Annotated in this window: 17 protein-coding genes; 6 read left to right on the forward strand and 11 right to left on the reverse strand. The window is 70.7% G+C overall.

All coding sequences use genetic code 11. The features are described 5' to 3' along the window. Positions 1–59 precede the first annotated feature (59 nt). From OXS27_RS20625 to OXS27_RS20645, 5 genes are all read right to left on the reverse strand, one after another. On the reverse strand, positions 60–3,440 hold the full coding sequence (locus OXS27_RS20625) for a maltotransferase domain-containing protein (RefSeq protein WP_267358456.1): 3,381 nt from the start codon (positions 3,438–3,440) through the stop codon (positions 60–62). A 339-nt stretch (positions 3,441–3,779) separates the two neighbouring features. Beyond that, entirely contained in the window at positions 3,780–8,687 is a 4,908-nt protein-coding gene (locus OXS27_RS20630; RefSeq protein ID WP_267358492.1) for a malto-oligosyltrehalose synthase, read from the reverse strand. A gap of 11 nt (positions 8,688–8,698) precedes the next feature. Further along, complete coding sequence (treZ, locus tag OXS27_RS20635; RefSeq protein WP_267358457.1) at positions 8,699–10,504, reverse strand: malto-oligosyltrehalose trehalohydrolase; 1,806 nt, start codon at positions 10,502–10,504, stop codon at positions 8,699–8,701. Between the two features lie 221 nt (positions 10,505–10,725). Beyond that, positions 10,726–12,834, reverse strand: a complete 2,109-nt coding sequence (gene glgX / locus OXS27_RS20640) for a glycogen debranching protein GlgX (protein WP_267358458.1) — start codon at positions 12,832–12,834, stop codon at positions 10,726–10,728. A gap of 167 nt (positions 12,835–13,001) precedes the next feature. Continuing rightward, a complete protein-coding gene (locus OXS27_RS20645) occupies positions 13,002–14,426 on the reverse strand; it encodes a trehalose-6-phosphate synthase (RefSeq protein WP_243927285.1) in 1,425 nt (474 codons plus the stop codon). A gap of 470 nt (positions 14,427–14,896) precedes the next feature. Between OXS27_RS20645 and OXS27_RS20650 the strand changes: the two genes are divergently transcribed. From OXS27_RS20650 to OXS27_RS20665, 4 genes are all read left to right on the forward strand, one after another. Next, positions 14,897–15,430 carry a hypothetical protein gene (locus OXS27_RS20650; RefSeq protein WP_243927283.1) on the forward strand — a complete coding sequence of 178 codons (534 nt, stop codon included), beginning with the start codon at positions 14,897–14,899 and terminating at the stop codon, positions 15,428–15,430. Positions 15,431–15,434: 4 nt separating this feature from the next. Continuing rightward, a complete protein-coding gene (locus tag OXS27_RS20655; protein WP_243927280.1) occupies positions 15,435–15,857 on the forward strand; it encodes a phage holin family protein in 423 nt (140 codons plus the stop codon). Positions 15,858–15,862: 5 nt separating this feature from the next. Next, positions 15,863–16,234 (forward strand): DUF3618 domain-containing protein, encoded by a 372-nt coding sequence (locus tag OXS27_RS20660; RefSeq protein WP_267358460.1) that lies wholly within the window; start codon positions 15,863–15,865, stop codon positions 16,232–16,234. A gap of 208 nt (positions 16,235–16,442) precedes the next feature. After that, positions 16,443–17,258 carry a hypothetical protein gene (locus OXS27_RS20665; protein ID WP_267358461.1) on the forward strand — a complete coding sequence of 272 codons (816 nt, stop codon included), beginning with the start codon at positions 16,443–16,445 and terminating at the stop codon, positions 17,256–17,258. Positions 17,259–17,427: 169 nt separating this feature from the next. Here the strand turns inward: OXS27_RS20665 and OXS27_RS20670 are convergent, their stop codons facing one another. The 3 genes from OXS27_RS20670 to OXS27_RS20680 form a co-directional block, all read right to left on the reverse strand. Then, positions 17,428–18,936, reverse strand: a complete 1,509-nt coding sequence (locus OXS27_RS20670; RefSeq protein WP_267358462.1) for a malonyl-CoA synthase — start codon at positions 18,934–18,936, stop codon at positions 17,428–17,430. Positions 18,937–19,160: 224 nt separating this feature from the next. Continuing rightward, entirely contained in the window at positions 19,161–20,570 is a 1,410-nt protein-coding gene (locus tag OXS27_RS20675) for a malonyl-CoA decarboxylase (protein WP_267358464.1), read from the reverse strand. A gap of 252 nt (positions 20,571–20,822) precedes the next feature. Next, positions 20,823–21,014, reverse strand: a complete 192-nt coding sequence (locus OXS27_RS20680) for a hypothetical protein (protein WP_243927271.1) — start codon at positions 21,012–21,014, stop codon at positions 20,823–20,825. A 348-nt stretch (positions 21,015–21,362) separates the two neighbouring features. Here OXS27_RS20680 and OXS27_RS20685 point away from each other — a divergent pair, with 348 nt between their 5' ends. Next, positions 21,363–22,529, forward strand: a complete 1,167-nt coding sequence (locus OXS27_RS20685; RefSeq protein WP_267358465.1) for an MFS transporter — start codon at positions 21,363–21,365, stop codon at positions 22,527–22,529. A 157-nt stretch (positions 22,530–22,686) separates the two neighbouring features. On the opposite strand, the gene cobD is transcribed toward OXS27_RS20685, so the two are convergent. Beyond that, positions 22,687–23,706 carry a threonine-phosphate decarboxylase CobD gene (cobD, locus tag OXS27_RS20690; protein ID WP_267358466.1) on the reverse strand — a complete coding sequence of 340 codons (1,020 nt, stop codon included), beginning with the start codon at positions 23,704–23,706 and terminating at the stop codon, positions 22,687–22,689. On the opposite strand from cobD, the gene cbiB reads away from it, so the two are divergent. Continuing rightward, the gene (gene cbiB, locus OXS27_RS20695; protein WP_267358467.1) at positions 23,698–24,681 is read left to right on the forward strand and encodes an adenosylcobinamide-phosphate synthase CbiB; all 984 of its coding nucleotides are present in this window, start codon (positions 23,698–23,700) and stop codon (positions 24,679–24,681) included. The genes cobD and cbiB overlap by 9 nt on opposite strands. A gap of 148 nt (positions 24,682–24,829) precedes the next feature. Here the strand turns inward: cbiB and OXS27_RS20700 are convergent, their stop codons facing one another. Then, positions 24,830–25,621, reverse strand: a complete 792-nt coding sequence (locus OXS27_RS20700) for a DUF502 domain-containing protein (protein ID WP_243927263.1) — start codon at positions 25,619–25,621, stop codon at positions 24,830–24,832. A gap of 130 nt (positions 25,622–25,751) precedes the next feature. Beyond that, positions 25,752–26,681, reverse strand: a complete 930-nt coding sequence (locus tag OXS27_RS20705) for a sugar kinase (protein ID WP_267358468.1) — start codon at positions 26,679–26,681, stop codon at positions 25,752–25,754. Positions 26,682–26,707 lie beyond the last annotated feature (26 nt).

Consider the following 26,707-nt stretch of genomic DNA (forward strand, 5'->3'; position numbering starts at 1 on the left):
CGGCGACGGGGAGGCCCCCCGCCGGCATCAACTGCCATGATCGAGTGCCACGGGTAGCCTCAACCCGCAACCCGCCGCGGCGCCCGGAGACGCCAGATCACGCAGGATCGCTCGGCCGGATCCAGCGCGATGCGGTGGGACTTGCCGCGCAATTCGAACGTGTAGCCCTGGAGCAGGTCCTCGACCTCCACGGCGCCATCGTCCGGCAGACCCAACAGCCAGAGCGGCACCTCGTAGGTGCATTCCTGGCGGTTCCGGGGATCGAGGTTGACCATGGTGAAGACGCAATTGTCGCGCTCCGGCGTCGCCTTGGCGTAGGCGACGATCTGGTCGTTGAACGCGCCCGTGAAGACCACGTTGCGGAAATCCCAGAGGGCGGGGTTCTCGCGGCGGATGGTGTTCAGCTTGATGATGTGCTCGCGGATGTTGCCGGGCCGGTCGTAGTCCCAGGCCTTCAGCTCGTACTTTTCCGAGTTCAGATACTCTTCCTTGCCGGGATACGGCGCGGCCTCGCACAGCTCGAAGCCGTTGTAGATGCCGTAGACCGACGACAGGGTCGCGGCGAGCGTGCCCCGGATCACGAAGCCGGCGCGCCCGCTGGTTTGCAGGAAGTGCGGGTTGATGTCGGGCGTATTGGCGAAGAAGTTCGGGCGATAGTACTCACCCATCTCGCCGGCCAGCTCCAGGGCGTAGTCGGTGAGCTCCTGCTTGGTGTTGCGCCACGTGAAGTAGGTGTAGCTCTGCTGGTAGCCGGCCTTGGCGAGCTTCTTCATCATTTTCGGCCGGGTGAAGGCCTCGGCGAGGAAGAGCGCGTCCGGATACTGGCCGTTGACCTCGGCGATCACCCATTCCCAGAACGGAATCGGCTTGGTGTGCGGGTTGTCGACCCGGAAGATGCGCACCCCGCGCGCGCACCAGCCGAGCAGGATGTCGCGCAATTCGATCCAGAGCGAGGGCAGCGCGCCGCCGTAGAAATGGACGTTCGAGATGTCCTCGTACTTCTTCGGGGGGTTCTCGGCGAATTTGAGCGTGCCGTCGGGGCGCCACTCGAACCATTCCGGGTGGTTCTTGATCCAGGGATGGTCCGGCGAGCACTGGATCGCAAAATCGAGGGCGATCTCCATCCCGTAGGCGTGGCTCGCCGCGACCAGCCGCTCGAAATCGGCGAGCGTGCCGAGATCGGGATGCACGGCCTCGTGGCCGCCCTCTTCCGCGCCCACCGCGTAGACCGAGCCGACATCGCCGGGCAGGGCCTTCAGGGTGTTGTTCTTCCCCTTGCGGTTGGTCCGCCCCACGGGGTGGATCGGCGTGAAGTAGAGGACGTCGAAGCCGAGTTCGCGGATCTCCGGCAGGCGCCGGATCACGTCGTCGAAGGTGCCGTGGCGGTTCACGTCCATCGACTGGGAGCGCGGGAAGATCTCGTACCAGGCCGAGAACCGGGCCGCGAGGCGGTCGGCGATCACCGGCAGGGTCACGGGATAGCGGGTCAGGTTCACCCGCTCGGCGTTGCGGCGCACGAGGCTCGCCGCGTCGGGCTGGAGGATCCGGTCGAGCTGGGCGGCCGAGCCGGTCTCCTCGGCGGCGAGCGCGGCCACCAGGGCGGCGAGCCGGTCGGCGTCGCGACCGCCCTGGGTCCGGGCCAGCGACGCGGCGGTGCCGACCAGGGCCACGCCCTCGATCGTCTCCAGGCGGACATCCACGCCGGCGGCGCGCTTCTTCAGGGTGTCGCGCACCCAGGACGAGAAGGCGTCGCGCCACGCGATCAGGGTGAACTCGTAGCGGGCGTTCTGCTCCAGGGGGAATTGCCCGGCCCAGCGGTCGTTGTCGACGAAGACCATCGGGTCCTCGCGCCAGATCTGGGTGCCAGCGACCCGCGACAGGATCGCGGCGTCGATGATCTCGTGGCCGTCGGAGAAGATGTCGGCCTCGACCCGCAGGGATTCGCCGACGATCCGCTTCACCGCAGAACGGCCGCCGTCGAGCTCAGGGCTGACCGCCTCGATCACCACCCGGCCCTCGCCATCCGGCGTGCCGCGCGTCGGCTGGCGGGCGACCTCCTGGGCGCTGGCCGCGAGGATGCGCAGCTCGCCCGGCATCAGGTCGATGGCGCTGCCGGGATGGAACGCGATCGGCTCGGCCTCCGGGGTCCGGTCGACGAAGGTTCCAAGCATCCCGCCCGTGCGGGCGATCAGCGCACCGGCCTCCACCGGGACCGGCTTGTCGGTCGGGTTGTAAAGCACGATCAGTCCGTGCCGGGCCGAGGCCGGATGGCCGGTGTCGAAGCGGGCGAGCGCCACCAGATCGCTGTCGGGGGCCGAGACCCGGATCTGCGCACCTTCGACATTTGCGGCCGGCAGCTCCGCCCGCAGGGCGTTGATCGCCCGGATCGAGGCGGAGATGTCGAGGCCGGTGTCGTCCTCGCGGTCGCGCGGGGTGGTGTCGACCACGTGCAGCGCCCGGCGGTAGCCCCACTCGTAGCCGATCGGCATCAGCACGCCGGCCGAGAAGAAGGCGGCCAGCGCGTAGCGGGTGCGCAGATGCGCCGCCACCGCCTCCGGGCCGCCCCCGATCTCGGCGGCAAGGCGCTTCATGTCGTGGTTCTCGGGGAACGCGATGGAGGGCGCCAGCACCCGCAGGCGCTCGTATTGCTCCAGCGCCCAGGGCTTCTTCAGGTCCCACCACGCGAAGGAGTTGAACAGGTAGTCGAAGCCGGCGCCGGCCGTGGCCTTGGCCTCCTCGAAGGTGCAGCCCAGGGTCTCGGCGGCGAACAGGCAGGCAGGATCGCGGGACTTGGCCTCACCGATCAGGACGCGCCAGGTCTCCGGCGGGACCTTGTAGGCTGCGTCGCAGCGGAAGCCCGCCACGCCGAGGCCCTGGAGATGCGCCACGTAGGCGCCCCAGATCCGGGTCAGCTCATCCCGGGCGGCGGGGGTGTGGTAGTCGAGCTCGGCCAGATCGCCCCAGACGGTGCGGATCGACGGGTCGTCCGGATCGACGGCGGCCGGGTGCATGATCGAGCCGTCCGGCTCCTTCATGAACAGGTCGGGCCGCTCGGTCACGAGGCGCCCGTTATCGGCGGTGTGGTTGATCACGAGATCGGTCATCACCGACAGGCCCAGCGCCTCGGCTGCCGTGCAGAACCCGCGGATCTGCTCGTCGTCCGGCGTGCCGTCTTGGTCGCGGAAGCGCTCGTCCAGCCGCTCGGGATCGGCCACCGCGTAGAGGCTCCGCGAGCCGCCGGTCTGGTGGAACGGGTTCAGGTAGATCCAGTCGAAGCCTAGCGCCGCGATCCGCGGCAGCTCGGCGGTCCAATCCGATACGCGCCCGACCAGGAGCGGGAACAGATTGTAGATCCGCGGCCCCGCAGCGCGCGGCGCCAGCGACGCCGGCAGGACGGCTTCGGCCCCGGACGTCGCAGCGGCTTTGGTCGGTGCGTTCATGCTGGCTTCTGGCTCCCGTTCCTGTGTCGTAACGCCCGAACTACGCAGGCGTGCCTCGCGATCCGGTTCGACGTGTCTCAGCAGAGTTGCGTGACAGGGCTGCGGAGGGTCCTGCCAACCGCGCGTTTTCCCCTTCCCCCTATGCGGGGGAGGGTGGCCCCTGCGTCAGCAGGGGTCGGGCCGGGACGAAGTCCCGCAAGGGGGCCCGGCTTCCAGAAGAGGCGCCGACCGGCCTGAAGGCCAAAGCCCTTTTCCCCACCGTCGCTCCCCTCTCCCGACCCCTGCGGGGGCCACCCTCCCCCGCAGGGGGGCGGGAGAGAAGCGGGTCTGTCGCTTCCCTCACGGATCCCGCCGCAGCACCGCAAAAGGCAGATCCCGTAGAAGCGTACCGAGATCGGCCCCCTCCCCGTCACTCTCAACGATCCGCCCGGTGACGAGATCCCGCCAGCGGGTCCCGGCCCCGAGATCGACCCGGGTGCCGGCAAAGGCCTCGCCCGACCAGCCCGCCTCGCCCACAAATCCCGCGACCAGCCGCGGCACCGCCACGAACAGGTCGCCGCCCTCCTGGCCGGGATCGGTCCGCCGGTAGGCAACGACATGGTCGGCCCGCGCCCCCGTGGCGTCGACAGGCTCGTAGGCGGCGATCGCGTAGAAATCCGGGCGCTCGGCCCGCTCGGCCAGCAACCGCGTCAGCGTCGCCTGCTTGATCCGCCCATCCGGCCAATGCGCCAGCAGCGCCGCCGGTTCGCCGCCCTGTTCGAGCATCCGTTCCAGGGCGGGGTAATCCACCGGGCGCCGGTTGTCGGGATCGACGAAGGAGAAATCCCAGATCTCCGTGCCCTGGTAGGTGTCGGGCAGGCCCGGCAGGGTGCATTTCAGGACCGTGCGGCCGAGGCTCGCCAGCATGCCGAGATGGGCGAGCCGCCGGGCGAAGGGCCGGAGCTCCCGCAGGAAGTCCGAGCCCGGTGCGATCAACGCCGTGAACAGCTTCTTGACCGCGCCCTCGTAGACCTCGTCGACGTTGACCCAGCTCGACCGGCGCTTGCCCTCGCGCATGGCCTTCTCGCCGTAGGCGATCAGCCGGTTGCGGAAATCCTCGATCGCCGTGGGCTCGTCCTGCTCCAGCAGTTCCAGAGGCCACGCACCCAGAATCGCCTGGAAGAACATCCACTGGTCGTTGGCGTCGGGCGCGGGCTCACCATCGATCCGGGCGAGGTGCGGCCCGGCCGTCCGCTGCCACAGGTCCCAGGCCTTGGCCCATTCCTCCGGGATCTCCGACAGCGCGAGCAGCCGGGTCCGGGCATCCTCGCCGCGCTTGGTGTCGTGGGTCGCCGTGGTGATCATGGCGCTCGGCCAGTCCCGGGCGCGGGCGATCTGCAGGTCGTGGAAATGATCGGCGTCGATCCCGTACTCGCCCGGATCGCCGCCGACCTCGTTGAGGCCCAGCAAGCAGGCGTAACGGTAGAACAGCGTGTCCTCCAGGCTCTTGGCCATGACAGGCCCGGTGAGCTGCTGGAACCGGCGGCGGAAGCGCAGGACCACCCGCGGATCCGGCCGGCCCGGCCCCGTGGTCTCGATCCGCCCGAGCAGGACCTCGGCGGCGAAATCGTGGACCGAGCGGTCCGGCAGGCTCGACCAGCGCTTGGCCTTGGCGACCGCGCCCTCGATCAGGCGGACATCCTCGGGCTCGACCTCGCCCTCCTCCAATTCCGACGGCAGGTAGCTCCGGTAGGTCGGGAAGCGCGCGATGATCTCGATCAGCGCCCGGCGGAGCGCATTGACGGTGAAGTCGCGGGTGCGCCGGTCGGCATCGGCGGCCTCCTTGAGGTCGGAGGTCAGCACCTCCAACTCGCTGGCGAAGCTGATCTCGAGGATCTCGGCCTTGGCGGCGCGGAGCTGGAACCCGTAGGGCTCGTCGAAGCCCGTGGCCCAGGTGTAGAGCCGCTCGACCTTCCCGCGCTTTCCCTTGTCGACCAGGATGCCGTCGAGCTGGTTGAGCACGTCGTAGCCCGTCGTCCCGGCCACCGGCCAGGGTCGCAGCCGCTCCCCCGGCTCCAGGATTTTTTCGACCACCACGTAGAAGCCCGGCCCGACCGCCGCCTGAAGCGCCCGCGCATAGCCCAGCGGGTCGGCGAGCCCGTCGATGTGATCGATGCGCAAGCCGTCGATCCGGCCCTCGCGGACGTGCCGGAACACGGTCTCGTGCGAGCGGTGGAAGATGTCGGACAGCTCGACCCGCAGGCCGGCCAGGGAGTTCACGTCGAAGAAGCGGCGGTAGTTGATGTCGCTCGACGCCACCCGCCAATGGGCGAGCCGGTAGGCCTGCGCCTCCAGCAGACGGTGCAGCGGCCCGAAGCTGTCGGGGCGGCCCTTGAAGCCGTTGAGCAGCGCGAGCGTGCTGGCCGTGGCCTCCTGGATCAGTGGCGAGACGCCGTGGATCTCGGCGAGCCGGCGCTTCAGCCCCTCGGCCTCCTCGGGGAAGCTTTTGCGGCGGGTCTCGTCGGTGTCGATCGACATGGCGCGCAGCCGCTCGGAGATGGCGAGCAGCTCTGCGGTGGTGTCGTCGTCCACCGCCCCGATGGCGGCGATCACCCGGTTGAGGATGGTCGGGTAGCTGAGCGGCCGAATCGGGAGCTGGTGCTCGTAGTGCCAGACGCTGAAGGCGCCCTTCTCGGGGTCGAACTTCAGCTCCAGCGTGCCCTGCTCCAGGGCCTCGCCGTAGCGCTCGCCCAGGAACGGGATCACGAGGTTGCGCCCGGCCCCGAGCCGCTGCCAATCGATGTCGAACGCATCGGCGAAGGGCGACAGGGAGCCCCATTCCAAGACCGAGAGCCACCACGGATTGTCGGACCCGCCGACGCCCATGTGGTTCGGGACGATGTCGAGGAGGAGCTTGATCCCGTGGGCGTGGAGCGTCTCGGAGAGCTGGATGAAGCCCTCCTCGCCGCCGAGTTCCGGATTGATCGCGCCGTGATCGACGATGTCGTAGCCGTGTGTCGAGCCGGGCCGCGCCTTCTGGAGCGGCGAGGCGTAGACGTGGCTGATCCCGAGCCGGTGCAGGTAAGGGACGATCCGACCGGCATCCGCGAAGGTGAAGTCCTTATGGAACTGCAGCCGGTAGGTCGAGCGTGGCGGCGGCACCGCGAGCCGCGCGGCCCCCGAGCGCGGGCCTCGCGCCTCGGACGACAGGGCGGCTGCGAGCTTGGCCAACGGGCCGCCGGGGGCGGCGATCGCCGCGAGGTCCCGGTCGAGCTTGCGCCGCCAGTTCGGGTAGCCCTCGGTCGAGCCCGGCACGTTGGCCTGGGCGAGTTCCGAGACCACGTCCTCGTACTGGACGGCGGTGAGCATTGAGGGCGCGCGGGCGAGGTAGCGCGCCGCGGCCTCGAAGGGCGCGGCATCCGGCGGCTCGGCGGAGGGGAGCAGCTGCTCGCCCGCCAGCGCCTCGGTCAGGCGGCGACGCTCGACCACGCGCTCGGCCCGCTCGGCCTCGGCCCGGTCCTGATCGTAGAGGCCGAGCGACTGGCGGGTGTCGGTATCGACCCCGCGCCACCAGCCCACGAAGGTCGGCAGATCGTGGGTGGTGATGGCGGTGAGCGCGTCGCGTGGATAGGCCGAGGGCGCCTTGAACCGGCCGTCGGCCTCGCGCTCGAAGGCGAGGATCCGGTAGCTCAGCACCCCGGCCCGCATCAGTGCGTCGGAAAAACCTTCGGGCGCGGTGCCGAGGTCTTCCGCGATGACGAGGCACTTGTTGCGGTGGCTCTCCAGCCGCAGCACCGCCAGCATCGGCTCGAACGGCATCGCCACGTAGGCGCCGGCCTGGGCGCCCGCGCCGAGCGGGATCAGGAACAGGCGGGCGAGCTGGAAGGCGTGGTCGATCCGGATCGCGCCCGCGTGGCGCATGTTGGCCTGGACCAGGGCGCGGAAGGCCGCGAGTCCGTCGCGCTCCATCGTCAGCGGGTCGAAGGCCGGCAGGCCCCAGTTCTGGCCCTTCGGTGCCAGCAGGTCCGGCGGCGCACCGATCGAGACCTTGTCGGCGAAGCGCTCGGGATGGGACCAGATCTCGGACCCGCCCCGGTCGGCGCCGACCGCGAGGTCGCGGTAGAGTCCGACCCGCATGCCCGAGCCGAGGGCCGCCGCCGAGGCCTCTTCGAGCTGCCGGTCGGCGAGGTGTTGCAGCCACGCGTGGTAGCCGACGAGTTCCGCGTTCTCCGCCGCGAAGGCCGTCACGGCCTCCGTGCCGGCCCGGCGATACGCCTCCGGCCAGTCGCCCAGCCAGTGCGCCCCCTGCCCCCGGAAATGCTCCGACAGGGCCTCGAAGATCGCGTGCGCTTCCAGATCCGCGCCGCCCTCCTGGCGGAAGCGCTCGAACTCCGCGTCCGTCCCGGCCCGGGCCGGCGAATCCGCCCAGAGGGCCCGGAGCACGGGGTCGAGCACGTCGTGCACGCCCTGATGATCGACAAGCGCCGCCTCGCGCAAAGCCGTGATGGCATCTTCCCGCTCGGCGAGCAGCGCCTCGGCCCGGGATCCGGCGAGCCCCGGCAGGCTGCGCGGGGCGATGAACAGGGTCTCGAGGAACAGGCGTGAAGAGGGCGAGTAGGGCGAGATCTTGGTCCGGTCGGAGCCGAACAGGGCATGGACCGGGCTGAGCCCCAGGAACGCCGCCCCGCGCAAGGCGGCCTCGCGGGCGGCCTCGCCGGCATCCGCGTAGGTGCCGATGCCGATATTGGTGGCCGAGCGCAGGCCGTAGAGCTGCGCGGCCAGACCCCAGTCGGAGGCCCCCTCCTCCGTGTAGGGCCGCGGGCGCCAGCAACGCTGCGGCGCGGCGATCACCCAGGCTTCGGTGCGGCTCTGCCCGGCCTGCACGGTGAGGCGGTGATAGCCCGGGGTCAGCGGCGGCAGCTCGAAGCCGGGCTCCGCCCCTTGCGGATTCGCCCGGCCCTCGCGCGCCGTGCCGCGTTCATCCACGAGGCGCCAGACCAGGGTGTGGGGCGCACCGCTTTGGAGCCGCACCGGCACCCGGGCCGCCCGGCGGGCCTCCACGGGCAGGAGCGGCGGGATCAGGCCGCGGCGCAGGCGCTCGACCTGCTCCAGGCTCCCGGCGATCGCCGTCTCGTCCTCCACCGCGAAGCCCAGCGCCGCCAGCAGGCCCCGGCGCACCTCCAGGGAGGTCTCGACCGGCTTGCCGAAGGCATCGGTATAGCCCGCGGCCACGCCGACGAGATCGGCCAGCTGTTCCAAGGCACTCACGTTCAAGGCGTTCACGAGTGGGACTCCGTCAGGAACACGCCCGCCCAGGAGGGCAGGTCGCGTCCGGCCCCGTCCGGGGCGTTGGTCCAGACCACCCGGGCGCCGCCCGGATCCAGCGCGAAGGGGGTGTCGCCGACATTGGCGACGAACCGCAGGGTGCCGGCGCCGAAGCGCCACGTGCAATCGACCACGTCGGCCCGCGGCAGGCTGGCGGCGGCACCCGCGTAGCCGGACTTGGCGAGCGGCACGACCACGTCGCGGCGCAGGCCCAGGAGTCGCGTGGTCTCCGCCAGCACCTCGCGGTGCGGCGAGCGCTCCCGCTCGGACCAGTCGAGCTTCGAGGCCTCGAAGGTCTCGCGCTCGGTGGGATCCGGTATCTTCGAGGTATCGTCGGCGAACGCCGCGAAGCTCTTGAACTCCCGGCGGCGGCCGTCGCGCACCGCCGTGTTCAGCTCTTCGTCCGGCGCAAAGTCGACGAAGAACAGGAACGGCGCCGAGGCCGACCATTCCTCGCCCATCCAGAGCATCGGGATCTGCGGCGCCAGCAGGAGGCCGGCCCGGGCGAGATCGAGCTTCTTCGGGTCGGCCAGATGGTTGAGCCGCTCGCCGAGCGCCCGGTTGCCGACCTGGTCGTGGTTCTGGAGGAAGGTCACGAAGGCCGAGGGCGGCAGATGCCCGGAGGATTCGCCCCGCGGGTGGTTGTCGAGCGTCGGGAAGGGCTCGCCCTGATACGCAAAGCCCTCCGCGAGGCAGCGCGCGAGATGGGCGACGGGTTTGTCGGCAAAGCTTTTATAGTAGCCGGCATCCTCGCCGGTGAGCAGGACGTGCCAGCAATGGTGCAGGTCGTCAGCCCATTGGGCGTCGTGCATCTTGGGGCGCCCGGCGGCGTCGCGCTCCAGCCACCGGGCCTGGTTGGCCTCGTTCTCCAGCATCAGGTGGATCTGGCGGTCCGGGAAGGTCTTGCGGACCGTCTCGCCGAGCTCGGCCAGGAAGTGGCGGGGCGAATCGTCGAGGATCGCGTGGACGGCGTCGAAGCGCAGGCCGTCGAAGCGGTATTCCTCCAGCCAGTACAGGGCGTTCTGGATGAAGTACTGCCGCACCGTGGCGCCGCTCTCCTTGCCGTCGAAGTTGATGCCCGCGCCCCACGGCGTCTGGTGGCGTTCGGTGAAGAAGGTCTTGGCGTAGGCGTGGAGGTAGTTCCCGGCCGGGCCGAAGTGGTTGTAGACCGCGTCGAGATAGACCATCAGGCCGAGCCCATGGGCGGTGTCGACCAGCCGCTTGAGGTCGTCCGGCCGGCCATAGGCGCCGTCGGGGGCGTAGGGCTGGACGCCGTCGTAGCCCCAGTTGCGCGAGCCCTTGAAGTCGGCGAGCGGCAGCAGCTCAATGGCGGTGACGCCGAGCGCCTTGAGGTCGGGCAGCCGGGCCTGCAGGCCGGCATAGGTGCCCTCCGGCGTCGCGGTGCCGACATGGCACTCGTAGATCACCGCCTCCTCGAACGGCCGCCCGGCCCAGGCCTCGTCCGACCATTCGAAGGCACGCGGGTCGATCACCTCGCTGAGGCCCGAAACGTCGTCCGGCTGGAACCGGGAGGCGGGATCGGGCGCCACGAGGTCGCCGTCGATGCGGAAGCCGTAGCGGGCGCCGGGCTTCACGCCGGGCAGGGCGGTGCGCCGCCAGCCGCCGCCGGATTCGGGCAGCGGGTGGTCGACGCCGTCGACGACGAGGTCGACGCTCTGCGCGGTGGGGGCCCAGAGGGCGAAGCGGACGCCGCCCCCGACCATCTCGGCCCCGAATTCCATGTTGTGGGCGCGCCGCATCGGGCCACATTCCTCGTCGTTGGCCGCACGCGCCGGGGCAAGCGCGGCAGGCTCACCTGTCGTGAGAGAAGGCCCCGGGCTCGATCCGGTTCCCGCAGCGCAGCTATGGCGGGCGTGGGGTGTGGCAATGGGGGAACGGGGGCCCACAGCTCTCCCTCCCCCGCAGAGGGGGGAGGGAGAGCTGTGGAGCCGTCACCGATCCTTTTCTCGCGTGATACAGGCTATGGCCCCGGCACCCACCCGGCCTCCGCCCTCGGGGCGGTGAGAACCAGAGCCGTCCGCCCGGCCAGCGGCACCGCGGCGCCCGCCGCGTAAGGCGCGGCATCCGGCGAAAGTGCCCCCTCGGCCTCGCCCGTGTCGAACACGGGCCGCCATGGGCCGCCGATCACCGGGGCGAGGTGGAAGGTCAGAGCCCCCTCCCCGGCGTTGAACAGCACCAGCAGGCGCTCGCCCGGTGCGCCGTCATTGCCGATCTGCATCCCGAACGTCTGGAGTCCGTCGTCGGACCAGTGGCGGTCGCCCATCTCGGTGCCTTCGGCGCTGAGCCAATGCACGTCGCGCAGGGGCGCATCCGGATGGATCAGCGCGCCGGTGAAGAAGCGCCGTCGTCGCAGCGCCGGTTGAGCCCGTCGCAAGGCCAGCAGATTGGCGACGAAGCCCGTGAGCGCAGGGTCCGGATCGACACTCCAGTCCATCCAGCTCGTCGGATTGTCCTGGGCATAGGCGTTGTTGTTGCCGCCCTGGCTGCGCGACCGCTCGTCGCCCATCAGCAGCATCGGCACGCCCTGGGCCAGCATCACGGTGGCCAGCATGTTGCGCTTCTGGCGGGTGCGAACCGCCAGGATGGCGGCATCGTCGGTGTCACCCTCGACGCCGTAATTCCGGCTAACGTTGTGGCCGTGGCCGTCGCGGTTGTCCTCGCCGTTGGCTTCGTTGTGCTTCGCCTCGTACGCCACCGTGTCGGCCAGCGTGAAGCCGTCGTGGCTGGCGATGAAGTTGACGCTGGCGAGCGGCGAGCGGCGGGAGGGCGCGAACACCTCGCGCGAGCCGGTCAGCCCCTGCGTGACCTTGGCGAGCGTGCCGGAATCGCCCTTCCAGAACCCGCGGGTCGCGTCGCGGAACTTGTCGTTCCATTCGCTCCAGCCGCGCGGGTAGCTGCCGAGCTGATAGCCCCCCTCCCCGATGTCCCAGGGCTCGGCCACCATCTTGACCCGGGCGAGCACCGGATCCTGCGCCACCGCCTGGAAGAAGGCAGCCTGCGGGGTGAATGCGAGCGGCGAACGCCCGAGGCTCGAAGCCAGGTCGAACCGGAAGCCCGCGATCCCGTAGGCGGTCACCCAGTGACGCAGGGAATCCAGCACCAGCTGCATCACCCGCGGGTGGCTCACATCGAAGGTGTTGCCGCAGCCGGTGCAGTCAAAGTTGCGGTGCCGGTTGGCGGGGTCCAGCTTGTAGTAGCTGGCATTGTCGATGCCGCGGAACGCCAAGGTCGGGCCGGTGTGGTCGCCCTCCGCGGTGTGGTTGTAGACCACGTCGAGCCAGGTCTCGATCCCGGCGGCGTTGAGTTCCCGGATCGCCGCCTTGAGGCTGCCGAGGCCGCCCTCCCCCAGGTAACGCGGGTCGGGGGCGAAGTAGCTCAGCGGCTGATACCCCCAGAAGTTGACGAGGCCCTTGTCCACCAGGAAGCGGTCATCCGCGAAGGCCTGGATCGGCAGGAGTTCCAGGGCGGTCACGCCGAGCTTCACGAGGTGCTCGATGATCGCCGGATGGGCCAAGGCCGCGTAGGTGCCGCGCTCGGATTCGGGGATCGCGGGATGGGTGCGGGTCAGCGCCTTGACGTGCGCCTCGTACACCACCGTGTCGGCGAGCGGCCGGCGCACCGGATCGAGGGCGAGGTCGGGCACCTCGGGGGCAGTGACCACGCAGCGCGGCATGTAGACCGCGCTGTCGCGCCGGTCGATCCGATCCTCGCGCCCACCGCGCCGGTGCCCGTAGAGCGCGTCATGCCAGCGGATCTTCCCGCGGATCTCCCGCGCATAGGGGTCGAGCACCAGCTTCGAGGGGTTGAACCGGTGGCCGTTCGCCGGATCCCAGGGGCCATGCACCCGGTAGCCGTAGAGCTGGCCCGGCAGCACCCCGCGCAGGTAGCCGTGCCAGACGTCGTCGGTCCGGCAGGGCAGCCGCACCGTGCGGGTCTCGTGCCGCTCACCGGGCTCGAACAGGCAGATATCGACCGCGGTGGCGTGCTCGGAGAACAGGGCAAAATTGACCCCGCGCCCGTCGAAATGCGCGCCGAGCGGCGCCGGCACCCCGTCATCGACGGCGATCATGGGCGAGGTCCAGATATGAACGTGAGATCGGAGAGTTGCCGCGCAACATCATGGTTTCAAAAGGTCTTCGACCTTTTGTGGGTGCAGGGCGAAGCCCGAAGGCTCAGGTCTCCGCCCCGAGGCCCCGCCAAAGGGATGATCCCTTTGGAAACCCGGGACATCGCTGGTTATTCGGCAGCAGCGGCTGCCGCGGATGGCGGCTCGCGCTCGATCGTGCGGAAATTCTCAAGTTCCGCCAGGAAGTTGCGCGCCCACCAATCGACATCCTCGCGGGTCATGCGCTCGACCATCGGCTTCCAGCGCGCCACCCGTTCGGCCTTCGGCATGTAGAGCGCCGCGCGGATCGCCTCCGCCACCTCGAACTTGTCGTAGGGGTTGATCAGCAGCGCCTCGGGCAGCTGCCGGGCGGCGCCGGCGAATTTCGACAGGACCAGAACGCCCGGATCGTCCTCGGCTTGAGCGACCACGTATTCCTTGGCGACGAGGTTCATGCCGTCGCGCATCGGTGTGACGATGCCGACCCGGGCCGCCCGGTAGAGACCGGCCAGCACCGGGCGCGGATAGGCCTTGGTGATGTACTGGATCGGCGTCCAGGCCGGGTCGCCGAGCGAGCCGTTGATCTCGCCGACCTTCTCGTTCACGTCCCGGGCGAGCTGCTCGTATTCCGGCACTTCGCTGCGGGATTTCGGCGTGATCTGGATGTAGGTGACGTTGCCGCGCTGGTCGGGATTCGAGGCGAAGAAGCTCTCCACCGCCTCCATCCGCTCGGACACGCCCTTGGAATAATCCAGCCGGTCGACGCCGATCAGCAGCTTGCGGGTGCGCAGGCCGGCGATGGTCTCGCGCACGACCTTGTTGGCGCTGGCCTTCTCGGCCGCCTCCTTGAAGCCGGCAACATCGATGCCGATCGGGAAGGCGCGGATCCGGGTGCGCCGCCCGTCGACCATCAGCGAGCCGCCGCCCAGGGGAATCGCCCGCTGGGTATCGATCAGGTTGCGCTGCAGGTTCTGAACGTCCGCCTCGGTCTGCAGACCGATCAGGTCGTAATCCACGATGGCGCGCAGCAATTCGCCGCTGGCCGGCAGCGAGTTGAACACATCGGCGGCGGGCCAGGGGATGTGGTGGAAGTAGCCGATCGGGTTGTCGAGCCCGAGGCCGCGCAGCTCGGAGGCGAGCGGCAGCAGGTGGTAATCGTGCACCCAGATGATGTCGTCGGGCTCGACCAGCTTGGCCAGCGCCCGGGCGAAGGTGCGGTTCACGCGGCTGTAGCCGGCGTAATCCGAGCGCGAGAAGGCCCCGAGCCCCAGCCGGTAATGCATGATCGGCCACAGCGCCCGGTTCGCGAAGCCGGCATAATATTCGAGGTGGTCCTGGGGCGAGAGATCGACCACCGCGTACTGGACGCGGCCCCGGTCGATCAGGGTCGGCTCCTCGGACGGCTCGTCCGTGATGGTGCCGCTCCAGCCGAACCACAGCCCCTCATAGGCCGTGAAGGCCTCCTTGACGGCGACCGCCAGGCCGCCTGCCGCGACCGCCTTGCCGCCCTCCTCCGGGACGGCGACGCGGTTCGATACGATCACAAGGCGTGCCACGCGGGTCGGCTCCGGATCAGGGGCGCGGGTCGGGTCGAGGGTCTCGCCACGCCTGCATCGGGACATCAATTATATGTCAGAACGCGCGGGAACCCTGCGCGATCCTTTGTTGGTCTTGAGGCAACCCAAGCGTGAAGCCGGGCGCGGGTCAAGTCGAGGCCGTTCCGTTCCGGGACAGGGTGGCCGCTCCGTCCAGGCATCGCGCGGCGCCCCTCCGAGCCGGCGCGGAGCGAGCGAAGGCCGTTGTCGAAGCGTGGCGGTTCTGACAGACCTTGGCTGAACGTGGACTGACCGCTGTGCCGAGTCGCGAAGGCCGGGGATCTATTCGGGCCGGGGATCTGTTCGGCTCGGATGGGGTTCGCTGCACGCGGCACCGGAACCGGTCACAGCTGAGTCGGTTACTCAGCCATCGCGGGGGCCGCAGTCGCCGCAAGCGGCGCCGACCCCGCGGCGCGAGGAGTGTTTTCGAGATGGCCGGCAACGAGTTACCGCAGGACGCCCTTGGAGGCCCGCTTCACGGGGCGGCGCATGAAGCGCCCCATGAGCCGCCCCATGCGGGGGCGGATGAGCGCGCCCAGTGGCGCGCCCTGCAGGGCGATGTCGAGGGGCTGGCCGACGTGGCGGCCGAGCGCGGACGCGGTCTGATCGACGCGGCGCGTCTCCAGGCGCAGAGCTACGTCGAGCAGCGCAAGAGCGATGCGGCGCAGTCGGTCCACGATCTCGCGCAGACGATCCGCAATTCAGGCCGCGATCTCGGCGACAAGCCGAACGTGCGCGCCTTCTTCGACAGCGCCGCCGACGGGCTGGAGCAGCTCGGCTCCTCGATCGAGCGCCGCAGCCTCGGCGATTTCTACAGCGAGGCCGAGTCCATCGCCCGCCGGGCACCGGTGGCGGTGGCGGTCGGCACCTTCGTGGCCGGCCTGATCGCGGCCCGCTTCATCAAGTCGTCGAGCCTGCCGCCGGAGGCGCCGGACGGCGACGCCCGCGACAGCTTCCGGGCCTGACGCCATGGCCCAGGGGACTGATCCGCGCCAGAACGGCGCCACCGGTGCTTCGAGCATCCAGAGCCTGATCGGAGACGCGCTGCGGGAGACGAATGAACTCGCCCGCAAGGAAATCGCCCTGTTCCGGGCGGAGATGGCGGGCAACATCCGCCAGCTCGTCGTCGGTCTCGCCTGCATGGTCGGCTCGGCGGTGTTCGCCGTGGTTGCCCTGCTGATCCTGATCGGCGCCCTGGTGAAATGGCTCGCCACGATCGTCGGGTCGGAATGGCTCTCGGCCCTGATCGTTGGCGGCGTGCTGCTGGTGATCGCCCTCGGGATGGCCCTGTGGGCGCGCAGCGTCCTTTCCCTCTCCACCCTGGCCCCGAAGCGCACCACGCGTCAGGTCCGCCAGGATGCCCAGGCCCTGTCGGAGCGCGTGTCCGGATGAGTTCGATGAACGACCTCGAGAAGGAGATCGAGGAGAGCCGCGCCCGGCTCGACGACACGATCGACCGCATTCAGGGGCGGCTCTCGGTGCCGAACCTTGTGGACGAGATGCTGGGCAATGCCCGGCGTGTCCCGGCCCTGAACACCACCTACGACTCGGCCCTGGAGGCGGTGCGCCGCAATCCCGTGCCGGTGCTGCTGATCGCGGCGGGCGTCGGGCTGCTGTTCAGCCGCATGGCGAAGGACGCGGGGCGTCGCCGCACCGGGGTCGCAGCCACACGCGTACCGACCCTGAACACCGGCGCGGCGCGCGGCTACGATCCCGATCTCCCGACCGTGCGCCCGGCGCGGGATCCCTTGGACAAGACCGAAATCTGACAACCGGCGTGAGCCGGACGCGAACGCACGCGAGCCTTTCCGCCGAAGCGAACGTGGGTTCGGCGGAGAGCGCGTCACAACTAGAGCGTAGAGCCGCGCACGATTGCAATGCGATCGAGCATGGTTTTGAGGCCGGCCGGCAGGCCGGAGGGAACGGCGCCGCCCGATCAAGGCCGCGCAGCCGAGACGGATATCCGAGGACACCGCCATGACCGACAAGCCCGGTACCCCCACCACGCCGTCCCGCACCCCCGAGCAGATCGCCGCCGAGGCGGGTATGCCGCACGGGTCCGGCACCGGCCTGCGCCCCGATCCGGCCGGCCTCGGCGATCCGGGTGCGCCCGGCACGGCGGCGGGCGATTTCACCCTGCGGCCCGACCCGCGCGGCCTGCACGATCCGCTGCCGCACGGCTCCGCGCCGCTCGCGTCGGGCGGAACATCCGGCGTCGGTTCGCGCGCATCCGATCCGGCCTCCGCCGTGAAGGAGGGCGCCCGGGCTGTAGGCGACCGGGCGGCCGATCTCGCCGGACAGGCCAGCCAGACCGTTTCGAGCTTTGCCGACGACATCAGCAACCGCCTGGGCGGCGCGGCCGATCAGGCCCGCGATCGTGCCTCCGCGGCCTATGACGACGTCCGCGAGCGCGCCGAGGGGGTTCATCGTCGCAACCTGCGGGCGCTCGACGATCTGACCAGCCAGGGGATCGACGGCCTCCACCGGGGCCGCAATGCGGTCGAGCGTTTCGTGGACGACAACCCGCTCCTCGTCGGGGTGGTGGGCGTCGCCGCCGGCCTGTTGCTCGGCGCCCTGCTGCCGCGCACCCGTCAGGAGGACCGCAACATCGGTCCCTGGGCCGACGAGGTCCGCGACCAGGGCCTGCGCTACGCCCGTGAGGTGACCAATATCGGCCGGGAGTTCGTCCAGACGGCCCTCGACCCGGACAACCTCAACGCCGTCGCCCGCAAGGTGGTGGATCCCGACGACCGCACGCCGCCCGAGGGCGAGCGGAAAGAGCATAATCTTTGATTTGAGGCCGGCTCACCCTTCGGGTTGCCGACACCGTCATCCCGTGTGAAGCGAAGTGGCCCGGGGTTGCGCGACGTCAGAAGACGCTGCGCTACTTTGGGCCGCTTCGCTTAGAACGACGGAGGAACTCTTTCGTCGGCTGCGGCGGGAACCCGACTAAGAGCCTGGATCAGTCCCGATACAGCCCCGCATGCGTCTCCCGGAGGAGGTTCTTCTGCACCTTGCCCATGGTGTTGCGGGGCAGCTCATCCACGAACAGGACGCGCTTGGGGCATTTGAACCGGGCGAGGCGGCCCTCCAGGGCGCCCTGCACGCCGGCTTCGTCCGGGCAGCCCGGGCCGCCGACCACCACGGCGGTGACCGCCTCGCCGAAATCCGGGTGGGCCAAGCCGATCACCGCGGACTCGACTACGCCGGGTAGCGCGTCAATCTCGGTCTCGACCTCCTTCGGGTAGACGTTGAAGCCGCCCGAGATGATCAGGTCCTTGCCGCGCCCGACGATGTGAACATAGCCCCGCCCGTCGATCTTGCCGAGGTCGCCCGTGATGAAGAAGCCGTCGACCCGGAATTCGGCGGCGGTCTTTTCCGGCATGCGCCAGTAGCCCTGGAACACGTTCGGGCCCTTCACCTCGATCATGCCAACCGAATCCGGGCCGAGCACGCGCCCGCCCTCCGGCTCGACCACCCGCAGGGACACGCCCGGCAGCGGGAACCCGACCGTGCCGGCGACCCGGTCGCCGTCATAGGGGTTCGAGGTGCTCATGTTGGTCTCGGTCATGCCGTAGCGCTCGAGGATGGCGTGGCCGGTGCGGGCCTGCCAGTCCCGGTGCGTCTCGGCGAGGAGCGGGGCCGAGCCCGACACGAACAGGCGCATGCCCCGGGCCGCCTCCGGCGTCAGGCCCGGCTCCTTCAGGAGGCGCGTGTAGAAGGTCGGCACGCCCATCAGCACGGTGGCCCGGGGCATCAGGCTCAGGATCAGCTTCGGGTCGAGCCGGGGCAGGAACAGCATGGAGCCGCCGCTCGCCAGCACCGTGTTGGTTGCCACGAACAGGCCGTGGGTATGGAACACCGGCAGGGCGTGGATCAGCACGTCGTCGGCGGTGAAGCGCCAATAATCGACCAGCGTCCGGGCGTTCGACGCGAGGTTGTCGTGGGTCAGCATGGCGCCCTTGGAGCGCCCGGTCGTGCCCGAGGTGTAGAGGATCGCCGCCAGATCCTCCGGCCCCCAGGGCATGTCGGCGAAATCACCGTCCTGCCGGTCTGCCGCCTCGGCGGCGCTGCCGCTGCCCGCGGCGTCGAGCGTCCAGATCTGCCGGACGCTCGCTGCGGCCTCGGCGAGCGCGTCGCGCCGGCCCGGATCGCAGACGAACACGGTGGGTTCCGCGTCGCCCAGGAAATAGCCGATCTCGGCCGGGGTGTAGGCGGTGTTGAGCGGCAGGAACACCGCCCCGGCCCGGACGACGCCGAGATACAGAAAGATGACCTCCGGGCTCTTCTCGACCTGCACGGCCACCCGGTCGCCGGGCGCAACGCCCGCCGCCCGCAGGGCCGCCGCGTAGGCGCCGGAGCGGGCGATCAACTCCGCGTAAGCGTAGCGGCGGCCCTCCGGCGTCTCGATCACGGTCTTGGCGGGATCGGGGACGCCGTCCCGGATCAGGGAGAAGAGGTGATTGGTCATCGGGCGGCTTGGGCTGCTGGCGGCTTGGGCTGTTGCGGGCCTTCGTGTCTTCCGCACCCATAGCCGCCTCGGGGGCCTCCCGGCGAGCCCTTTCCGTTTCTCGGCCTGCTTGACCCCGACACCGGGTTTCCAAAGGGCCCTGCCCTCTGGTGGGTTATCAGGGCAAAGCCCTGACGGATTTCAGCACTGCATCGCTCTGCTCGCGAGGCAGCGTGGTCCGCTCCTCACGCCTCGGCGAGCACCACGGCGCGCGGCGGCGGCAGCTTGGCGCGCAGCTCCCGGCTCACCGCGGGAGAGGCCACGACCGTGCCGAGATTGGCGTAGGTCTCGTGGTTCCGCTCGATGGCGGTGAGGTCGTAGAGGTAGTTCACCATCAGGCCGTGAGCCTGGGACAGGCCCTTCTTCGAGGTGTCGCCCAGGAAGTTGATCCGCTCGAGCCGCGCGCCGTTGCCGAGATGGAACCGGGCCACCGGGTCCAGGGGCCGGCCGCGCGCGTTCTTGGCGCGCAGGAAATACGCGGCGGCGGCCGGGATCAGCGCCTTGCGCACCGCCTCGGCCTTCGCCTTGTCGGCGTGCCAGTCCGGATCGTCCAGCGCCCGCAGGGTCTCGACATCCTCGGGAAGCAGCCCCTGCGGGCTGTCGGCCCGGCGCTCCCGGGCGAGCCACGCGGCGAAGCCCGGCACCGGCGAGAGCGTCACGAAGGTCTTGAGGGGCGGCACCTCGCGGGTCAGATCCTCGACCACCTGCTTGATCAGGAAGTTGCCGAAGGTGACGCCCGCGAGCCCCTTCTGGCAGTTCGAGATCGAGTAGAAGATGGCCGTGGTCGCCGCCTGCGGCTGCAGCGGCTTGCGCTCCCGCGACAGGATCGGTGCGATGGCCGGGGCGATCTCTCCGGTGAGCGCCACCTCGACGAAGATCAGCGGCTCGTCGGCGAGCGCCGGGTGGAAGAACGCGAAGCAGCGCCGGTCCGGCGGCTCGATCCGGGCGCGCAGGTCGTCCCAATCGGCGATGGCGTGCACCGCCTCGTAGCGGATGATTTTTTCCAGGATATGGGCCGGCGTGGTCCAGTCGATGTGGCGCAGCACCAGGAAGCCGCGGTTGAACCACGAGGCGAACAGGTGCTCGAAGTCGCAATCGAGGCTGTCGACCGCGTCCAGCAGGGCAGGATCCAGGGTCTCGCCGGCGCGCAGGGTCTGGCGCAGATCGAACAGGTCCTCACGCATCCGCACGAGGCTGAGCGTGCCGCCCCGGGCGAGGTTGAGACGGCGGATCAACTCCTGGCTGCGCGGCTCGGCCGCATCGTGCAGGGTCCCGAGACGGGCGCGCGACGGGTCAGCCCGGTAGGCGGCGATCGCCTCGTCGACGGCGGCGTGATCCGCGTCGAAATCCAGCGCGATGGCCCGCAGGAAGGCGTGGCGTTCGGCCGGTCCGAAGCTGGCGTAGCGGTCGAGGATCAGGCGGGCCAGAGCCACCCCGGAGGCCTCGCCGCGCCGGGATATCAGATCCTCGCACAGCTTGACGAGGTCGGCGGCATTCGCCCGGGATCCGAGATCGCCGCGGCCGATGCCGATCAGGTCGCGGCCGCGCTCGCTGATGGTCTGAAGGAGGTCGCCGAAGAAGGAGATCGCCGCCATGACCTTCGCACTGACCCCCGTCGACCCGAACTCGAAACGCGCCCCGCCCGGCGGGCTCGCCGCTCGGATGCGTGCGCCGCCCGATCCGGCGCCGCCCACCCGCGCGCCGGGGAGGCCGGATCAGCCCCCGATCCCGTCCGGCATCTTACGGCGCCGCGCTCGCGGCGACCAGAGCTTGACCAGTAGCGAAGTGCGACGGGCGACCTTGCAAATGCTGTGCGAAGGTCGTGTGACGGCCCGGGGCCTTTGAGCTCAGGCGCGCTCGGCCACGGTGGCGAGGTCGGCCCGCTCCCGCCAGTCGCCGACGCCGTGCTGGCGGGCGAAGCGAAGCTCGGCCGCGCGACGGGCGCGCTCGGGATCGCGGGCCCGCGTGATCTCGACGGAGCCGATCGTGAACGGCACCCCGAGGATCTCCTTGGCGAAGTCGATGCGGTAGTTCGGCATTCCGTACTCCCTGTTCCGGCGGCTCCGGATGCGTCCGCACGGAACGAAACCGCCCTCTCGGTCGTAACCCGGATCTACAGCCTCTTGGACTCGGCGCCCGGATTCCGTGCTGCGCGACACCCGCCCGCAGGCCGGCAGCGCACGCCGTGTCGATTTCATATGGTGCGGCGGCTTCACCCGTGAAGAGGCGCGCCCTCCCCCGGCAGGGATGCATCGCCGCAGCTTGCCGGCCGGCAAGCTCTGCCCGTAGAGCCTCGCGACCCGCACTTCTCGCTCCCTCCCCCTCGACGATACGGACCCGACCATGGCCCATCCGCGGCGGCAAACCAGCCTGCGCTCGACCCAGCCGTGACCACGTCCCTCGACGCGAAGGCCCGGTTCGGCCTGACGCTGATCGCCGGCGGCGCCGTGGCCAACATCTACTACAACCAGCCGCTGCTCGGCCTGATCGTCGCCGAGTTCGGCGACCGTGCCGCCCTCTGGGTGCCGACCACCGCGTTGGTCGGCTACGGGCTCGGCATCGTCGGGCTCGTGCCGCTCGGCGACGCGCTGCCGCGGCGCGCCCTGATCGTGGGGCAATGCCTCGCCCTCGCCGTGGCGCTGCTGGCGGTCGGCCTCGCCCCGAACCTCGCCAGCCTCGCGCTCGCCCATCTCGTCGTCGGCGTGCTGGCCAGCGCGGCCCAGCAGGCGGTGCCGTTCGCGGCCGAGCTCGCGCCGGATGCCAGCCGCGGACGGGTGGTCGGGCAGGTGATGACCGGGCTGTTGACCGGCATTCTGCTCGCGCGGACGGCGAGCGGGTTCCTCGGTGCGAATCTCGGCTGGCGGCCGGTCTTCCTCATCGCGTCCCTGCTGGCGCTCGCCATGGCGGGCATCGCCCGGGCGACCCTGCCTCAGACCGTGCAGACGCACCCGCTGCGCTGCCGCGCCCTGATGCTGTCGATCCTGCACCTCGCCCGGAGCCAACCGGTGCTGCGCACCGCGAGCCTGTCGCAGGCGCTGCTGTTTGCCGCCTTCAACGCCTTCTGGGCGACGCTGGCGCTCCTGGTCGAGGGGCCGCCCTTCGGGTTGACGGCGGCGGGCGCCGGGCTGTTCGGGGTGATCGGCGTCTGCGGGGCCTTCGTGGCGCCGCTCTCGGGCCGGTTCACCGATCGCAAGGGCGCCAAGCCCGTGGTGCTCGGGGGCAGCCTGATGGTCGCCCTGTCCTTCGTGGTGCTCTGGGTCGGGGGCGCGTGGTCGCTGATCGCCGTGGCGCTCGGGGTTCTGCTGATCGATATCGGCATGAACGGCGCGCTGATCGCCAACCAGACCCGGGCCTATGCCCTGGTCCCGGGCGCGCGGGGGCGGATCAACACCGTGCTGTTCACGACGCTGTTCGTGTTCGGGGCGCTCGGCGCCTATGCCGGCTCGCAGGCCTTTTTGCTGGTCGGCTGGCCAGGTGTCTGCGCGGTGGGGCTGGTGTTCTCGGCGCTGGCCGTAATCGTGGCCGCGCGCGATCCGCACGGGCGCGGTCCGTAAAAGACAGGGGTTCCCAAAGGGCTCAGCCCTTTGGCGGGGGGTTCGGGGCAGAGCCCCGATGTCGGGGTCGCCCGAACCCAGCAGGGCGTTGCCCTGCACCCACACAAGGTCCCGGACCTTGTGGATCCATGATCGTCGAATGCCGAACCGCCCGCATCTACTTCAGAACCCGCGACAGCCGGCACCAGCTCGTCTTGTCGCCCGGCAACCCGAAGCGCAGGCGCTCCGGCCGCTCGGCGAAGCGGCGCACGGCAATGCCCGCCGCCGCCAATCGCCGGTAAAGGTCAGGCCCCTCCGGAAAATCCGCGGTCCGGAACAGGCATGTGCCGCCGACGACCTGCCCCCCGCCCCGGGCGATCATCCGGTCAAGCCGGGCCGCATCCGCCGCCCGTGCCCGGGCGGCCTCCGCGCGCCAGTCCGCATCCGACAGGGCTGCGGTCCCGATCGCCAGGGCCGGGCCGGACACCGCCCAGGGCCCGAGCGCCCCTGCGATCCGGGCCGCAATCCCGGGCTCAGCGACCGCGAAGCCGAGGCGCAGGCCCGCGAGCCCGTAGGTCTTGCCGAAGGAGCGCAGCACCACGAGGCCCGGCCCGACATGCGGGCACAGGCTCTCCACCGGCTCGAGATCCGCGAAGGCCTCGTCGGCGACCAGCAGGCCACCGCGGGCGCCGAAGGATTCGGCGAGCGCCCGGCGCTCGGCCAGCGGAGAAGTCCGCCCGTCCGGGTTGTTGGGATCGACGATCACCGCCACCCGGGCATCGCCGAGCGCGTCGATATCCTGGACCTCCGCCACCGCGTGCCCAGCCCGGACCCAGGCGGCGGCGTGCTCCGCATAGGTCGGACCCAGGACCGCCACCCGGGTCGGCGCCAGGAGCCGGGGCAGCGTCTCGATCAGGATCTGGGTGCCGGGGGCGGGCACGATATGGGCCGCATCCGGCGCGCCGTAGGCCGAAGCGGCAGCCGTCCGCAGGGCCTGGACCTCGGCGGCCTCGGGCAGCCGCGTCCAGGCGCTGGCCTCCATCGGCGGCACGGGGTACGGGACCGGGTTGATCCCCGTCGAGAGGTCGAGCCAGGGTTTCGGCGCGTCGGGAAAGGCTTGTCGGAGCCCGCCGAGATCGCCGCCATGGGCGATCGCGGCGGGCTCCCGCGCGGAAAAATTCCACCCCGAATGGTCCATCCGCCTGAAACGCTCGCCGTGCTGGCCCTCGCCCTCGGGATCGAGGCGGCGGCCGGCTATCCGGACGCGCTCTACAGGGCGGTCGGCCACCCTGTCACCTGGATCGGCCGGCTGATCCCCGCCCTGGAGCGGAACCTCAATCGCGGCTCCGCGCGGCGCCGCCGGATCGCGGGCTGCCTCGCTCTGGCGCTGCTGCTCGCCGCGGTGGGGCTGTCGGCGCTGGCCCTGACGGCGCTTGCGGGCCTCGCCGGTCCCCTCCCCACCTTGGTCCTGCTCGGCCTCGCCTGCGCGAGCCTGCCGGCCCAGCGCAGCCTGCACGACCATGTCGCCGCGGTGGAGACGGCCCTGCGCGGTGGCGGCCTGGAGGCCGGGCGGCGGGCCGTGGCGAGGATCGTGGGCCGCGATCCCGAGCGCCTCGACGAACCGGCGGTCTGCCGCGCCGCGATCGAGAGCCTGGCGGAGAACTTTTCCGACGGGATCGTGGCGCCGGCCTTCTGGATCGGCGCCCTCGGCCTGCCGGGCGGCGCGCTCTACAAGGCGATCAACACCGCCGACAGCATGATCGGCCACCGCACACCCCGCTACGAGGCCTTCGGCTGGGCGGCGGCCCGGCTCGACGACGGCGTGAACCTGCCGGCCTCCCGCCTCGCCGGCCTGCTGATCGCGGGGGCGGCGCTCCTGCGCGGCGCCGATGCGCGCGGTGCCGTCCGGGCGATGGCCCGCGATGCCCGCCTGCACCGCTCGCCCAATGCCGGCTGGCCGGAATCCGCGATGGCCGGGGCGCTCGGCCTGAAGCTCGCGGGGCCCCGCGTCTATGACGGCACCCTTGTGCCCGACGCCCATATGGGCGACGGCCGGGCCGCGGCCGCGGCCGACGACATCGCCCGGGCGCTGGTCCTCTACCGCACGGCCTGTTGGCTCCAGGGCGGGCTCGTGCTGGCGCTGCTCGGCATCTGGCTGGTGGCAACCGGCTGATCGTCGCCCAGCCTTCCGGGGGCAGACGTCATGGTTTCGAAAGGTCAAGACCTTTCGCGGGTCCAGGGCGGAGCCCTGGTAACGTTCTCAGGGCTCCGCCCTGAGCACCCGCCAAAGGGCTGAGCCCTCTGGAAACCCGGGGTCGCCGTCAGGCGTCCTGCGGTTCCCGCTGCGTGGCCGCGCCCGGGTGGTGCGCGGCCCGCAGGGACGCCGCCATGGCGTTGAGCCGGCCCTGCGGATCCTCCGGCTGGATCACCCCGGCAGACATCACCAGCTTGGCGGCGTCATCGACACTGATATGAAGCTCCACCACCTCGGCCCGCGGCAGGTAGAAGAAGAACCCCGTCGTCGGGTTGGGCGCGCAGGGCAGGAACACCCCGACCATCTCGTCCGCAGCGGCGCCCTTGGCCCGGAGCGCGCCCTCGACCTCGGGGGCGGCCGGGGCCGACAGGAACACCACCGACCACGTGCCCTTCACGGGGAACTCCACCAGCCCGACCGTGCGGAACGAGGTGCCGTTGGCCGAGAACAGGGTCTCGAAGATCTGCCGCAGGCCCTTGTACAGGCCGGAGATCACCGGGGTCCGAGCCAGCAGCACCTCGCCGAACTCGATCACCGAGCGGCCCACGAGGTTGGCGGTGAGGAAGCCGAGCAGCGTCACCGCCAGGAACGCGATGACCAGCCCGAGCCCGGGAATCGAGAACGGCAGGTAATGGTCCGGCAGGTAGCTCGCTGGCACCAGCGGCTTCACGAAGGAATCGATCAGCGCGATGAACCACCACGTGATGTAGGTGGTGATCGCCAGGGGCCCGGCCACGATGATGCCGGTAAGGAAGTAGGTGCGCAACCGACCCCGGGCGCTGACCCGGGTCTTGGGGATTCCACCGGGCGCGGCGGCGTCGGGCTCGGGAACCTGGATCGGCGATGGACTCGGCGCCACGGCTGCCCTCTCGGCCGCACGAGGCGCGGCGATCCTGCTGCGGGGGTCGTCCCCCACTGGCACAGGTAGCGGCTGCGCTTGCCGGTCTCAAGGGCGGCCCGTTTCACGCACGGGCCGTCCTCCGCTGCGGTCAGGCGCGCGATCCGGGGAGATCGAGATCGGGCATCGCGTCCCGGGGAATCACGGCGCCGCGATGCCCGATCACGGTGCCGGCGAGGCGATGAGCCCCGGCCGCGGCCGCCTCCGGGTCCAGCCCGGCGAGGCGGGCGGCGAGATAGCCCGCCGCGAAGCTGTCGCCCGCAGCCGTCGTGTCGACCACCCGGGCGACCGGACCGGCTGGCACCACCGAGTCGGACGTCCCGTGCAGCACCCGGACGATGGGCGTGGAGCCGATCGAGGTCTTGAGCACGATCTCGGCCTGGCCGCGGTGGCGCAGCACCGCATCCTCGCCCTCCGCGCCGAACAGCCAGTCCAGATCCTCCACGGAGGCGAAGATCAGGTCGGCCTGCGCCAGGGCCTCCCGGAACGCGGCCTGGGCGACTTCCCAGACGGGCCAGCCGCGGGGCCGGTAATTGGTATCGAAGGCGACGCGCCCGCCCCGGGCGCGCAGGGCCGCCAGGGTCTCGAACAGGGCCGCGCGGCCGGTCTCGCCGTAGAGCGAGAGGCTGATGCCGGAGAGGTAGACAAGGTCGTAGGCTTCGAGCGCCGCCCGGGTCGCGGCTGCGCCCGGCTCGGTGAACAGGTCCCGAGCCGCCGCCTGATCGCGCCAGTAGTGGAAGCTGCGCTCGCCGGCCGGGTCGGTGCGGATGATGTAGAGGCCCGGCATCCGGCCGGGCAGACGCCGGACCTCGCCGAGGCCGATCCCCTCGCGGCCCCAGGCCGCCGCCATCTCGTCGCTCCAGACGTCGTCGCCCAGCGCCGTCACGTAGTCGACCGCGACGCCGAGGCGCGCGAGGTAGAGCGCGGTGTTCAATGTGTCGCCGCCGAAACCGCGGGCGAGGCTCCCGTCCGGCTGCTCCGACAATTCGACCATGCATTCGCCGATGCAGGCGACGCTCATACGGCTCCTCCCTGATGCTCCATTCG

This window comes from Methylobacterium sp. GC_Met_3, from assembly GCF_026540775.1.
Taxonomy (GTDB): Bacteria; Pseudomonadota; Alphaproteobacteria; order Rhizobiales; family Beijerinckiaceae; genus Methylobacterium.

Bases quoted from the DNA above. Each gene is read 5' to 3' on its own strand.
- OXS27_RS20625 (WP_267358456.1), bottom strand. From the start codon at position 3,440: ATGAACGCACCGACCAAAGCCGCTGCGACGTCCGGGGCCGAAGCCGTC.
- treZ (WP_267358457.1), bottom strand. From the start codon at position 10,504: ATGCGGCGCGCCCACAACATGGAATTCGGGGCCGAGATGGTCGGGGGC.
- glgX (WP_267358458.1), bottom strand. From the start codon at position 12,834: ATGATCGCCGTCGATGACGGGGTGCCGGCGCCGCTCGGCGCGCATTTC.
- OXS27_RS20650 (WP_243927283.1), top strand. From the start codon at position 14,897: ATGGCCGGCAACGAGTTACCGCAGGACGCCCTTGGAGGCCCGCTTCAC.
- OXS27_RS20655 (WP_243927280.1), top strand. From the start codon at position 15,435: ATGGCCCAGGGGACTGATCCGCGCCAGAACGGCGCCACCGGTGCTTCG.
- OXS27_RS20660 (WP_267358460.1), top strand. From the start codon at position 15,863: ATGAACGACCTCGAGAAGGAGATCGAGGAGAGCCGCGCCCGGCTCGAC.
- OXS27_RS20665 (WP_267358461.1), top strand. From the start codon at position 16,443: ATGACCGACAAGCCCGGTACCCCCACCACGCCGTCCCGCACCCCCGAG.
- OXS27_RS20670 (WP_267358462.1), bottom strand. From the start codon at position 18,936: ATGACCAATCACCTCTTCTCCCTGATCCGGGACGGCGTCCCCGATCCC.
- OXS27_RS20675 (WP_267358464.1), bottom strand. From the start codon at position 20,570: ATGGCGGCGATCTCCTTCTTCGGCGACCTCCTTCAGACCATCAGCGAG.
- OXS27_RS20680 (WP_243927271.1), bottom strand. From the start codon at position 21,014: ATGCCGAACTACCGCATCGACTTCGCCAAGGAGATCCTCGGGGTGCCG.
- cbiB (WP_267358467.1), top strand. From the start codon at position 23,698: ATGGTCCATCCGCCTGAAACGCTCGCCGTGCTGGCCCTCGCCCTCGGG.
- cobD (WP_267358466.1), bottom strand. From the start codon at position 23,706: ATGGACCATTCGGGGTGGAATTTTTCCGCGCGGGAGCCCGCCGCGATC.
- OXS27_RS20705 (WP_267358468.1), bottom strand. From the start codon at position 26,681: ATGAGCGTCGCCTGCATCGGCGAATGCATGGTCGAATTGTCGGAGCAG.